The sequence below is a fragment of the Roseibium sp. QJM3NY_11 genome (assembly GCF_056173175.1).
In genome coordinates this window covers 4,717,411-4,730,205 of sequence record NZ_CM149660.1, presented here as the reverse complement: position 1 = coordinate 4,730,205, position 12,795 = coordinate 4,717,411, and the positions used below count along the sequence as shown (strand labels likewise).

Here is a 12,795-nt window from a genome sequence, read left to right as displayed (position 1 = left end):
AGCGGGCATTGCAAGATGGGATATGATGAAGCGCTACGCCGTCTATCGAACCGCATCGGCGCCGGCCAGCCGCAAGCTGGGGGCCGCCGGCCTGGCGCTGGCCCTGACCGCGTTCCTGGCGATGCGCTTCGGGGTGATCGACGCGGATGTGTTCGTTCTGTCGCTTGTCGTGTCGGCGGTCATTGCGTTTGCCGCTCTCGTGCTGGCGTTGCATGCCTGCAACCGGATCTGGATCCATGGCGGGCGGGGCGTGCCGGCCGCATTGACCGGCACGATTTTCGGCTTGCTCGCCCTCGGGCCGCCGGCGCTTGTGGTCGCAATGCTGGTCCTGCGGCCAGGCACACAGGACCTGTCGACGGATCGTCTGGAGCCCCCTGAGGTGAACGCCCAGTCCCTTGCCGCCGAACAACCCTTTCTCGGCTGGTTCGACGATGCCGTGCAGCAGCATGTCTGGCCGTCGGTGGCGCGCTGGTCCGGCAGCGCCGCGGCGCCGGACGGCGGAACGCAACAGCGGTTTCCCGACATCGTTTCGCGGCGGTACCGCATTTCGACGGCGCAGTTGCATGCGGCCGGGGCCAAGGCGCTCGACACCCTGAACTGGAAAGTGGTGGACGAACTGCCGCCCGACCTGCTTGATGCGCCCACCCGCCTTCAGGCGGAAGGCACCTCCCGGATTCTCGGTCTCAAGCATGATGTCACGCTGCGGATCCGTCCCGATCCGGTGGGCGCCCTGCTGGATGTGCGCGCCCGCTCGCGCACCCCGCTGAACGACATTTCCGGCAACCCGGACCATATCCGCAACGTCTTTGCCGAAATCGACAGGGTGCTTCTGGACACCTACGGCGATCTGGCCCGCCTGGCCGTCGACGAGACGGTGGTGGAAGAAGAACTCCAGCCGGAGCCGGACGAAGAGCTGCGCGATACGATCCCGCTGCCGGGCTTCAAGCCCTATGTCGAAGAGGACGATACGCCTGCGCCCGACGGGACGGACCTGACCGATCTGGAAGGCTAGACACGGTCCTGTGCCATCGCCCGTCCGGTCTCAATCCGGTCGGACATTCTGGTCGCTTTCAACCGACCGCTCCAGGCGGTAGGTCGCATCCAGGGCCAGTCCGGGCTGCGCGATGACACGCTTTCTTTCGGCGAGGTCTTCCAGGTGGGCGAACACCGACATTGCCGCGGCCGGGTGCAGGGCGGGGTCGATCTCCGCGTAGAGCGCGCCGACCAGCTCGGGGATGGATTTCTCCCTCTGGTCAAGCTGCGCGAGAATGGCATTCTCCCGGGCAAGCCGGTGGCGCCTGAGGTTCCGCACATAGGGCAGGGCATCGCGTATGATGCCGCCGTGCCCGGGCAGATAGGTATGCTCCGTCCGGCCCAGCAGCTTGTCGATGGACGCCATATAGTCGCGCATGCTTCCGTCGGGAGGGGCGACCACGGACGTCGACCAGCCCATGACATGGTCCGCCGACAGCAGAACGGGTGCGCCGCACACGGCAAAGCACAGGTGATTGGCCGTGTGTCCGGGGGTGGCGACCGTCTCCAGCGCCAGTTCGGGCGTCTGGAACAGCTCGCCGTCGATGAGCATTCTGTCGGGCACATGGTCCTTGTCGCCGCTGGCGTCGAGCGGATTGACTTCATTGCGGGCGAGGGCGCGTGCCGGCCTGTGCGGTCCGCATCCGACGATGGGCGCGCCGGTTTGCGCCTTCAGCAAGCGGGCGCCGGGCGAGTGATCGACATGGGTATGGCTGACCAGAATGGCTTCGATGGTCGCTCCGGCTGCCGCCCTGAGGATCGCATCGACATGAGCCGGTGAGGCCGGGCCCGGATCAACACACACCAGCCGCCGGGTGCCGAGCAGATAGGTGTTGGTGCCGTAAAAGGTGAAAGGTCCGGAATTGTCCGCGGTGAGGCGCCGGATTCCCGGTACCACTTCCGTGGCATCGCCATAGTTCGGTTCAAAATCGCGATCGTGTTTCATGCCGGCGGGTCCGTGCCCTCGTGTTCTGGCGTCCGCGTCATGTATCTGACGTTTGTGTCGGATAGGAAAGCAGAACTTTGCCAATCCGGGGCAAGTTGTGGAACAGTGTGGTGCAGTTTCAATCGGATTTCCGGGTCTCGGCCCCAAGCTTGGCGATGAGGACATGACGCAAGATACCGAATGCCGTTTCGACCTCCTGCTGGCTCTGCCGCGGGACCAGGCATTCGCGCTCGTCGTCGATCGGCCCGACCTCTGGTGGTCGACCCCGTTCAGGGACGCCGGCATTGCCGGGAGCGAAGCCGCGATTGAACCGTTTGCCGGCGGGAGGTGCTCCGAGACCGACGAAAACGGCCGTCGCGTCTGGGGAACCGTGCTTTCCATCGAACCTCCCCTTTATGTCCGGCTTGCCTGGCAGGTGACGCTGCACGGAGAGGAAATCGCAGACCCTGCCACTGCAAGCAGGGTCATGTTCAATTTCCGGGAGGCGGGACCGGTGACCCGTCTGGAAATCGTCCATACCGAGTTTCTCAGGCATGGTGAGGAAGGTGCGGATTATCTCGGCCGCATGTGCGAACCCGGCGGTTGGCCGCGGATCATGGACAATCTGGAAAAAGCGGCACAAGGCGATCGGTTGCGCTGACGCCTGATTGCGAAAGCGCGCTTGAAAAACTTCGGCCTGTCGCTTGGATGACATGCTTACCATGCTACTTCGGGTGTTCGAAAACGCTTCGGCCACCCTGTTTCGACCTTGCGTAATTGCTGAGGCGTCGAAATAGTACCGGAAGTCCACGGTGCAAACCGCCCGCAAAATTCACACAAGTATCCATGACAAAGACCCCTACGATACTCGAGGAGCCCGCCGAGCCCCGGCCGATCGCTTCCCCCCTGACAAGGCTCGGCGAAGCACGGTGGATTCTGATCACGGTCTTCTGTGCCGCGATGGTCGCAGTTGCCTTTTATGGTGTTCCGTTTTCTGCCGTGCTGGTGATGATGGCCGTTCTGGGTGTCGTCACGGGCCTCGTCCCGCGCCGGGCATCGAGCCGCAGGGTCAAGCTGAATGCGCAACGGGAAATCCGGCGGATGTGGCCGGGCACGGGCATGAAGCTGACCGTGGATGCGCTGCCGACGCCCTGTATCGTCGCGGACGGGCGGGGGATCACCCGCTATGTCAACAAGCAGGCGCATGCGGCGTATGAAGGCGTGAAGCCCGGTGATCCGCTGTCCTTTTCCCTGAGAGCTCCCTCCCTTCTGGAGGCTTTCGACCGCGTGTGCACCACCGGCGAGGCGGAACGGATCAACTGGATCGAGAAAGTTCCGACGGAAACCTGGTACGAGGCGCATATCGCGCCGATATACATGCCCGGGAGCGCCGGACAGGACCGCGGTCCGGGCCTTCCGGACTTCATTCTCGTCGTCATTCAGGATCAGACCGAAAACCGGCGGCTGGAGCGCATGCGCACGGATTTCGTGGCCAATGCCAGCCACGAACTGCGTACGCCGCTGGCGTCGCTGACCGGGTTCATCGAGACCCTTCAGGGACCCGCGCGCAACGATCCCGAGGCCCAGGACAGGTTTCTGGCGATCATGCTGGATCAGGCCGGCCGCATGCGCCGCCTGATCGACGACATCCTGTCGCTGTCGCGGATCGAACTGAAGGCGCATGTGCGTCCGGCGGGTCTGGTGGACCTATCCGAAATCATCCGTCACACCGCCGATGCCATGTCCCCTGTCGCGGCGGACCTGGGTGTCGACATCCGTGTCGAGATCCAGAACGTGCCGGCAAGGATCAAGGGGGACCGGGACGAACTCATTCAGGTGACGGAGAACCTGATCGAGAACGCGCTGAAATACGGGCACCGGGGCAAGTTTGTCGATATCGGGCTGAGCGCGCCTTCGGGCGATCCGGAAGAGCGTGCCTGGCAGCTCTCCGTGCGCGATTACGGTGAAGGCATACCGCCGGAGCATCTTCCGCGCCTGACCGAACGCTTTTACCGGGTGGACGTTGAATCCAGCCGTGCCATGAAGGGGACGGGCCTGGGCCTAGCGATCGTCAAGCACATTCTCACGCGTCACCGTGGCCGGCTTGAAGTGGAAAGCGAGCCCGGCAAGGGCGCGACATTCAAGGTAACACTGCCGGCCATCGAAAACGCGGCCGGAATTCCGGACCAGACCTCAGTCTGATCTGAGGCGCCGGTTGTCGTATTCCTGAGACCGGACGTTGATATGCGAAGCATTTCCAATTCGTCCGAACGCCTAGGAGAAGTGAAGTGCCGAAGTATCTGGCTGCCCGCGCAATTCTCGGAGGTCTTGTCTGTCTGACCTCCTGGTCGGCGGAAGCGCGCGACCGACTTCTCATTGTCGGCTCTTCCACCGTCTTTCCGTTCGCGACGGCCGTCGCGGAAAAAGTCGGCGCAGACGGCATGAAATTCCCGATTGTCGAATCGACCGGCACGGGCGGCGGTTTTGACCTGTTCTGCGAGGGGGCGGGTGTCGGTACGCCCGATATAACCAACGCCTCGAGGCGGATGAAACCGTCCGAATTCGAAAACTGCAGGGCCAACGGGGTCACGCCCGTCGAGGTCGTCATCGGATATGACGGCATCGTGCTGGCCAATTCGAGGGAAGGGCCGAAATTCGCCCTCACCCTTGAACAGATCTTTGAGGCCCTTGCCGAGAAGCTGCCGCGGGACGGCGTCATTGAAAACAATCCGAACCTGTTCTGGTCGGACATCGATGCATCGCTTCCGGCCGAGAAAATCGAGGTTCTCGGGCCGCCGCCGACCTCGGGCACGCGTGATGCTTTCGAGGAACTTGCGATGGAGGAGGGCTGCGAGATCGTCGGCGGCCTGGAAGCGGATCTGTGCACCCGCATCCGGCACGACGGCAGCTTCGTCGAGGCAGGCGAGAACGACGATCTGATCGTCGGAGCGCTGACGGCGAACCCGGTCACAGTCGGAATTTTCGGCTATTCCTTTCTGGCGAAGAATTCGGACCAGATCCAGAGCGTCGGAGTGAACGAAGTCGATCCGAGCTTCGAGAACATAGCATCCGGCAAATACCCGCTGTCCAGGCCGTTGTATTTCTACATCAAGAAAGAGCACGTCGGCCTGGTCCCCGGAATTGAGGACTATGTGGCGGCGTTCACCAGTGAAGAGGCCTGGGGCGATGACGGTTATCTCGCTGCCAGGGGGCTTATCCCGCTTGCCGTCGATGCGCGTCTGCATCAGGCTGAAGAGGCCCGTGCGCTTGCGGAGCTGCACTTGTAGGGAAAACCAGAGAGTGTTGATCATCACGCATTCGAGGGCCCCGTGTCCCTCTGCCGGAAAGGTGCGTTGCGTGCCTTGTCCGACACACCGCATCGCACTTCGACACGCGGCCGGCCAAAAGCCCTGCAAACGCGGCCAGAAGAGTCATGATCAACACTCCACGGCATAAAATGAGCCGGCAAACAAAGTGATCATGCAGGCGGCAGGACAAAGGGCTTTGAACTGGCGCATCGATGTCGGCGTGTGACGCCATATCCAGACCGCTTCGCACGCGAGGCAGTGCCGCGCCTGCTCCCGGGCCGTACCGACTCTGCTGCGGGTGTCGCATTCTGCCTCCCGTCATGACATAAAACTTTCAAGTGGGGCAAAAGCGTCAATGAAATCAGAAAGTTAAATTGTCATAAAACTGAAAAGAAACCGTCATAGAACTCTCATCGACGGAGCCTAGGTTCCCGGCATCGCTCGCGCATAATCATGGGCGTCGATCTTCTAGAAACCTTGACATTCAAAGGGAGTGGTCAAGTGAAATTTACAACCCTCGTTAGCGCAACTGCCCTGGCCGTTGCTTCCACTGCATTCGTTGGCGCCGCACAGGCTCGCGATCAGGTTCAGGTTGCCGGTTCCTCGACCGTTCTGCCGTACGCCTCGATCGTTGCAGAAGCCTTTGGTGAAAACACCGACTTCCCGACACCGGTCGTTGAATCCGGTGGATCTTCCGCTGGTCTGAAGCGCTTCTGTGAAGGCGTTGGTGAAAACACCATCGACGTTGCAAACGCTTCCCGCAAGATCCGCGAGAAAGAAATCAAGGCCTGTGCCGAAGCAGGTGTTAAGGACATCATCGAAGTCCGCATCGGTTACGATGGCATCGTTTTCGCTTCCCAGCAGAGCGGCCCTGCTTTCACCGCCTTCCAGCCGGCTGACATCTTCAACGCCCTTGGTTCCAAGGTCCTGAAGGATGGCAAAATCGTCGAGAACCCGTACAACAACTGGGCCGAGTTCAACGCCGATCTGCCGGACGTTGGTATCGCCGCGTTCATCCCGGGCACCAAGCACGGCACCCGTGAAGTGTTCGAAGAAAAAGTTCTGGCTGTTGGCTGTGAAGCAACCGGCGCCCTGCAGGCCATGCTCGACAGCGGCATGTCCGAGGACGACGCTGAAGACGCTTGCATCGACGTGCGTGCGGACGGCAAGTCCACCGACATCGACGGCGACTACACCGAGACCCTGGCGCGCATCGACTCCAACCCGAACGGCATCGGCATCTTCGGTCTCGCGTTCTACGAGAACAACACCGACAAGCTGAAGGTTGCGACCATGGGCGACGTGGCTCCGTCCACCGAAACCATCTCCACCGGTGAGTACCCGGTTTCGCGTCCGCTGTTCTTCTACGTCAAGAAGGCACACATCGGCGTCATCCCGGGCCTGAAGGAATACGCTCAGTTCTTCATCGCTGACGAAATTGCCGGCCCGAGCGGCCCGCTGGCTCAGTACGGCCTCGTTGCCGATCCGGAGCTGGCTGCTACCCAGGCTGCCATCGCTGCTGAAGAAACCATGAAGTAATCGAGCCCCGGCTCGTTATCGAGGGGCGGCACCACGCGCCGCCCCTTTTTTCATTTCCGGACATTTTCATTCTTTCGGGGGACCCAATGTCCTTGTTCTGGCTCATTGTGATCGTGCTCGCCATCGCGCTGGTTGGCTACGTAGTTGGGCGCGCGCGTGCCTTGGCCAGCGCCGGTGGCGACATGCGGCTGCTGCATTCTCTGCCTTCCTACTACGGTTCGAACGTGGCTATGAAAGCCGCCGTGCCGGCATTTCTCATTCTTATTGTCTGGCTGCTTGCCCAGCCGTTCTACGTCGACAGCAGAATTTCCGGCATGATCCCGCAATCGGCGATCAGCGAAGGATCCTCCCTCGGCCTCGTGATGGCGGAGGTCCGGCGTGCTGCGCAGGGACTGGACAATGTGGTCGCCTCCGGTCAGATGACCGAGGACTTCGCGCGCAACGCGCGGGCCGATTTCAATGACATCACGGCCCGGCTCAAGGATGCCGGCCAGATCGTCACCTCCCAGATCACCCAGCCGGTGATGCGCGCCGCGCAGGCTTACCGGGTCGTGGTCTCGACCGGCAACCTGATCATGTCGATCGTCGTCATTCTGGCTGCCATCGCCGGGGCTCTTTTGGCCCTGCGCGAGACCAACGTGGATTTCAGGGCGCGCAACACCGTCGAAAAGGGCATACGGGTCGCTCTCTTCTCCGCCGCCCTGATCGCCGTTCTCACGACGCTCGGCATCGTTCTGTCGCTGGTCTTCAACACGGTGGAGTTCTTCCGGCTGTATCCGGCAATGGACTTCTTCTTCGGCCTGACCTGGTCGCCGAGCTTCTCCGGCCGCGGTGGTTCATCCGAACTGGGCATCCTGCCGCTGCTCTGGGGCACCTTCTACATCTCCATCGTGGCGCTTGCCGTGGCCGTCCCGATCGGCCTGTTCGCGGCGGTCTACCTGTCCGAATATGCGGGCCCGAAAGTGCGCGCCGTTGCCAAGCCGCTGCTTGAAATACTCGCGGGCATCCCGACCATCGTCTACGGCCTGTTCGCCCTCCTGACTGTCGGTCCCATGCTGCTGTCGGTCTTCGGCGACGGTGGTCTTGGCATCATGAAGGCGGGAACGGCGGTCATGACGGCCGGTCTGGTGATGGGGGTCATGCTGATCCCGTTCGTGAGTTCCCTGTCCGACGACATCATCAACGCGGTGCCGCAGGCCATGCGCGACGGCTCCTACGGATTGGGGGCCACCAAGTCCGAAACCGTCAAGAAGGTCATCCTTCCCGCCGCCTTGCCCGGCATTGTCGGTGCCATTCTGCTGGCCGCGTCCCGCGCGATCGGTGAAACCATGATCGTGGTGCTCGGGGCCGGTGCGGCTGCGCGCCTGAGCCTCAATCCCTTCGAAGCCATGACCACGGTGACCGCCAAGATCGTCAGTCAGCTGACAGGCGATGCCGACTTCGCGTCACCGGTTGCGCTGGTCGCATTCGCCCTGGGCATGACACTCTTCGTAGTGACCCTGGGTCTCAACATTGTTGCGCTTTACATCGTGCGCAAGTACCGGGAGCAGTATGACTGATGACCGACACAAACCTTCCTCCCTTGACGTCCGGGGCGTCTTCCGATGCACCGGTCAAATCGAAATCGCTCTATGCGCTTGATGATCTGACGCGCCGGCGCAATGCGTCCGAGACCCGGTTCAAGGCCTACGGCATCGGCGCGATCGCAATCGGCCTGTTCTTTCTCGTCGTCCTGGCGGCGTCGATCATTTCCGAGGGCCTGCCGGCTTTCACCAAGACCGTGGTAAAGGTCAGTTTCTCCCTGTCCCAGGAACAGTTCGACGCTGCGGAGTCGCAACTCTTCAAGACCAAGGCCTACGAGCAGATCTTTGTCGGCGCGCTGCAGGGCCAGCTCGAGGAGCGCGGTGTGGATGTTCCCTTCGACGCGGCCGCCATCGAGCGGATCGTCGGCAAGCCGGGCGGAACCATTCGCGGATACTTCCAGGCCAACCCGGACAAGCTGGGCGCGCCGGTGGCATTTGAACTTGCAGCCTCGTCCAGGGTCGACGGTTACATCAACGGCCGCGTGACACGCGAGAACATGACCGACAGCCGGTTCCTGCAGGCGAGCGATCTGGATCTTGTCGACAATCTGGTTGAGGCGGGTGTCATCACCAACGTCTTCAACTGGAACTTCATCACCGGTGCGGATTCGGGCGTGGACAATCCGGGCGGCGCCGGCATCGGCGCGTCCGTTGTCGGCTCGTTCTTCATGATGCTGGTGGTCCTGTTCCTGTCCCTGCCGATCGGTGTGGCCGCGTCCATCTACCTGGAGGAATTCGCGCCGCAGAACAGGTTCACGGACATGATCGAAGTGAACATTTCCAACCTGGCGGCCGTCCCCTCGATCGTGTTCGGTATTCTGGGTCTGGCGGTTTTCATCCAGTTCATGCACCTGCCGCAGTCCGCACCGCTTGTGGGCGGGCTGGTGCTGACGCTGATGACCCTGCCGACGATCATCATCTCGACCCGGGCTTCGCTGAAAGCGGTGCCGCCGAGCATTCGGGACGCCGCGCTCGGGGTTGGGGCGTCCAAGATGCAGGCCATCTTTCATCATGTCCTGCCTCTGGCCATGCCCGGCATCCTGACCGGCACCATCATCGGTCTGGCGCAGGCACTCGGTGAAACGGCACCGCTGCTGCTGATCGGCATGGTCGGCTTCGTGGCACGCGGATACCCTGAAGGTATCGTGGCAGGCTTCACCGATCCGAACTCGGCAATGCCGGCGCAGATCTACACATGGGCCGCGCGCGCCGACTATGCATTTTACGAAAAAGCCTGGGGTGGAATCATCGTGCTTCTGGTGTTCCTCCTCACCATGAACGTTCTCGCGGTCATCCTGCGCCGCCGGTTCGAGCGCCGCTGGTAAGGGATGATCCGATGAACGAGATGCCGAATATTGAACAGGCGAAAAACATGATCGACAGCAAGATTTCCGCAAAAAAAGTGCAAGTCTATTATGGCGACACACACGCCATCAAGGACGTGGACATTGAAATTCAACCACGTTCGGTCACCGCCTTCATCGGTCCGTCCGGGTGTGGCAAGTCGACGTTCCTGCGGACCATCAACCGTATGAACGACACGATCGACATCTGCCGGGTGGAAGGGTCGATCAAGATCGACGGCGAGGATATCTACGATCCGAAGGTGGACCCGGTGCAGCTGCGCGCCAAGGTCGGCATGGTGTTCCAGAAGCCGAACCCGTTTCCGAAGTCGATCTACGACAATGTAGCCTATGGTCCGCGCATTCACGGACTTGCAAAGAACAAGACCGATCTGGACGAAATCGTTTCCTCCAGCCTTCAGAAAGCCGGTCTTTGGGAAGAAGTGAAGAACCGCCTGGACGAGCCGGGCACCGGCATGTCCGGTGGTCAGCAGCAGCGTCTGTGCATTGCCCGTGCGATCGCCGTCAGCCCGGAAGTGATCCTGATGGATGAGCCGTGTTCGGCGCTTGATCCGATCGCCACGGCCAAGGTGGAAGAACTGATCGACGAACTGCGCGAGAACTTCACGATCGTGATCGTGACGCACTCCATGCAGCAGGCCGCCCGCGTGTCTCAGCGTACCGCATTCTTCCACCTCGGCGTGCTGGTTGAGGAAGGTCTGACAGAAGACATCTTCACCAATCCGAAAGACAAACGTACACAGGACTACATCACTGGCCGCTTCGGCTAGGCGATTTCCGTAAATCTCAAGGGGACTACAGAATGGCTGAACATACAGTCTCGGCTTATGATGAAGAACTGACGGCCATGGCCGGCAAGGTCGCCGAAATGGGTGGACTGGCCGAAAAGGCGTTTGCCGACGCCATTTCCGCACTGGTTTCCCAGGATTTGGAGCTGGCGAGGTCGACGATCGACAAGGACGCCCGTCTGGACCGTCTTCAGCAGGAAGTCGAAAGCAAGCTGATCGAGTTGATCGCGCGCCGTCAACCGATGGGCCAGGACCTTCGCGAGATCACCGCGGCAACCCGCATCTCCAACGATCTGGAGCGTGTCGGTGATCTGGCGAAGAACGTCGCCAAACGGGCCATCGCGATCGACAGCGACCTGCAGTCCAAGAAGCTTGCGATCGGTGTCGAGCACATGACGGAGCTTGCCCTCGCGCAGCTCAAGCGGGTGCTGGATGCCTATGCGCGCAAGGACGCGGAGGAAGCCCGCCGCGTACAGGAAGCCGACGCGGAAATCGACGCCATCTATACGTCTTTGTTCCGCGAGCTGCTGACCTACATGATGGAAGATCCGCGGGTGATCACCCAATGCGTCCATCTGCTGTTCTGCGCAAAGAACATCGAGCGGATCGGCGATCATGCGACCAACATTGCCGAGAACGTCTATTACATGGTCACAGGCGACCGTTTGCCGGAAGACCGTGCGAAAGTCGACGAAACCGGCGCCTAGGTCACCAAAGGTTCAATCGGAAGCGAACGGACACCCGAATGTTGACCGGGTCACAAGTCGCAAAGCATTTCGTGCCCGGTCAGACGCAAGCACGATACGTAAGGTTCCGTCGAGATTGATCACGGAAAAAGAACCGGCCGGCGCCAGGTCAGGGACCTGTTGCGCCGGTTGCCGAAATTGGAGCGAGATGTATGCCGAAGGTGCTCATCGTTGAAGACGAAGAACCCCTCAGCCTTCTACTAAGATACAATCTGGAAGCAGAGGGCTACGCTGTCGAAGCGTGTGTCCGGGGTGACGAGGCCGAAATCCGGCTTCGGGAAAGCCAGCCCGACCTTCTTCTGCTCGACTGGATGCTGCCGGGGTTGTCAGGCATCGAGCTGTGCCGCAGGCTGCGCGCACGCGAGGACACGGAGCGGCTGCCCGTGATCATGCTCACGGCGCGGGGTGAAGAAGCGGAGCGAATTCGGGGCTTGTCCACCGGCGCCGACGATTATGTCGTCAAGCCGTTCTCCGTACCGGAATTGATGGCGCGCGTGCGGGCGATCCTGCGCCGGGCCAGTCCGGAAGTGGTCTCCACCATGCTGCGGTCCGGAGACATCGAGCTGGACCGGGAAACCCACCGTGTGCGTCGCAATGCCAAGGAAATCCACCTGGGTCCGACAGAATTCCGGCTGCTGGAATTCCTGATGACGTCTCCGGGCCGGGTGTTCTCCCGCGAGCAGTTGCTGGACGGTGTCTGGGGTCATGACGTCTACGTCGACGAACGCACGGTCGATGTGCATGTCGGCCGTTTGCGCAAGGCTCTCAACAAGGGCAAGGCCAAGGACCCGATCCGGACCGTCCGGGGTGCGGGCTATGCCTTCAACGATCAGTTCACCGTCTCCGCCTGAAACGCGGCAGCCTGATACGAAAAAACCCGCCATGTCGGCGGGTTTTTGCTGTATGGGAACGCGATGTCTGCGGTCAGCCCGCCTGGGCGACAACCTTGCGATCGCGGCGGCGGTCGGCCATGGGCTGGTAGGCGATCTTGCAGTGATGGGTGCAATAGGGAACGCTGGGGTCGGACTGGCGGCCGCAGAAATAGAAATCATCGGTCGCCGGATCGCCGATCGGCCATTTGCAGGTCCGCTCCGTAAGCGTCAGAATACTTGCCCGCTGCGAGATCGGCACAAGATCCGCAATCGGCTCAACGGCCGGCTTGGGTACGATGGCCGGGGCCGGAGCAAAATCTGCTTTCAGCGCCGTCGCGCCGATGGATTGCGGTTGCTGGGCGGGTCTCTTCGGCGTTGCGGCACCGGTCGAAGCGGGACGGGCCCGCCGCGGCTTCGCGCTGGAAGAGGTTGATTTGGCCCGGCCGGACAGGCCCAGACGGTGCACCTTGCCGATGACGGCGTTGCGCGTGACACCACCCAGCTCGCCTGCGATCTGGCTCGCGCTCAATCCGTCGCTCCAAAGCTTCTTGAGAAGCTCAACCCGGTCGTTTGTCCAACTCATTGCCGCACCCTTTTCTTGGGCTGCCCTGCAGCCATTAACCTCGTGTTAAGCGCAC

Annotated in this window: 12 protein-coding genes; 10 read left to right on the top strand and 2 right to left on the bottom strand. The window is 61.5% G+C overall.

Translation table 11 applies throughout. The features are described 5' to 3' along the window. The first annotated feature begins 22 nt into the window (after positions 1-22). The gene (locus AC0VX3_RS21675) at positions 23-1,012 is read left to right on the top strand and encodes a DUF1499 domain-containing protein (protein WP_475522253.1); all 990 of its coding nucleotides are present in this window, start codon (positions 23-25) and stop codon (positions 1,010-1,012) included. Positions 1,013-1,042: 30 nt separating this feature from the next. Here the strand turns inward: AC0VX3_RS21675 and AC0VX3_RS21670 are convergent, their stop codons facing one another. Further along, on the bottom strand, positions 1,043-1,978 hold the full coding sequence (locus AC0VX3_RS21670) for an MBL fold metallo-hydrolase (protein WP_475522252.1): 936 nt from the start codon (positions 1,976-1,978) through the stop codon (positions 1,043-1,045). Between the two features lie 163 nt (positions 1,979-2,141). Between AC0VX3_RS21670 and AC0VX3_RS21665 the strand changes: the two genes are divergently transcribed. The 9 genes from AC0VX3_RS21665 (at position 2,142) to phoB (ending at position 12,136) form a co-directional block, all read left to right on the top strand. Beyond that, positions 2,142-2,618: an SRPBCC family protein gene (locus AC0VX3_RS21665; protein WP_475522251.1), complete on the top strand. Its 477-nt coding sequence runs from the start codon at positions 2,142-2,144 to the stop codon at positions 2,616-2,618. Between the two features lie 185 nt (positions 2,619-2,803). Further along, positions 2,804-4,159 (top strand): ATP-binding protein, encoded by a 1,356-nt coding sequence (locus tag AC0VX3_RS21660; RefSeq protein WP_475522250.1) that lies wholly within the window; start codon positions 2,804-2,806, stop codon positions 4,157-4,159. Between the two features lie 86 nt (positions 4,160-4,245). Continuing rightward, the gene (locus AC0VX3_RS21655; protein ID WP_475522249.1) at positions 4,246-5,244 is read left to right on the top strand and encodes a substrate-binding domain-containing protein; all 999 of its coding nucleotides are present in this window, start codon (positions 4,246-4,248) and stop codon (positions 5,242-5,244) included. Positions 5,245-5,718: 474 nt separating this feature from the next. Next, complete coding sequence (locus AC0VX3_RS21650) at positions 5,719-6,804, top strand: substrate-binding domain-containing protein (protein WP_475522248.1); 1,086 nt, start codon at positions 5,719-5,721, stop codon at positions 6,802-6,804. Positions 6,805-6,890: 86 nt separating this feature from the next. After that, entirely contained in the window at positions 6,891-8,363 is a 1,473-nt protein-coding gene (gene pstC / locus AC0VX3_RS21645; RefSeq protein ID WP_475522247.1) for a phosphate ABC transporter permease subunit PstC, read from the top strand. Beyond that, positions 8,363-9,712: a phosphate ABC transporter permease PstA gene (pstA, locus tag AC0VX3_RS21640; protein ID WP_475522246.1), complete on the top strand. Its 1,350-nt coding sequence runs from the start codon at positions 8,363-8,365 to the stop codon at positions 9,710-9,712. The genes pstC and pstA overlap by 1 nt, the downstream gene beginning before the upstream one ends. A gap of 11 nt (positions 9,713-9,723) precedes the next feature. Then, positions 9,724-10,521, top strand: a complete 798-nt coding sequence (gene pstB, locus AC0VX3_RS21635; RefSeq protein WP_475522245.1) for a phosphate ABC transporter ATP-binding protein PstB — start codon at positions 9,724-9,726, stop codon at positions 10,519-10,521. A gap of 32 nt (positions 10,522-10,553) precedes the next feature. After that, complete coding sequence (gene phoU / locus AC0VX3_RS21630) at positions 10,554-11,246, top strand: phosphate signaling complex protein PhoU (RefSeq protein WP_342894466.1); 693 nt, start codon at positions 10,554-10,556, stop codon at positions 11,244-11,246. Between the two features lie 191 nt (positions 11,247-11,437). Continuing rightward, on the top strand, positions 11,438-12,136 hold the full coding sequence (gene phoB, locus AC0VX3_RS21625; protein ID WP_342894467.1) for a phosphate regulon transcriptional regulator PhoB: 699 nt from the start codon (positions 11,438-11,440) through the stop codon (positions 12,134-12,136). Positions 12,137-12,209: 73 nt separating this feature from the next. On the opposite strand, the gene AC0VX3_RS21620 is transcribed toward phoB, so the two are convergent. Beyond that, positions 12,210-12,740 (bottom strand): GcrA family cell cycle regulator, encoded by a 531-nt coding sequence (locus tag AC0VX3_RS21620; RefSeq protein WP_342894468.1) that lies wholly within the window; start codon positions 12,738-12,740, stop codon positions 12,210-12,212. Positions 12,741-12,795 lie beyond the last annotated feature (55 nt).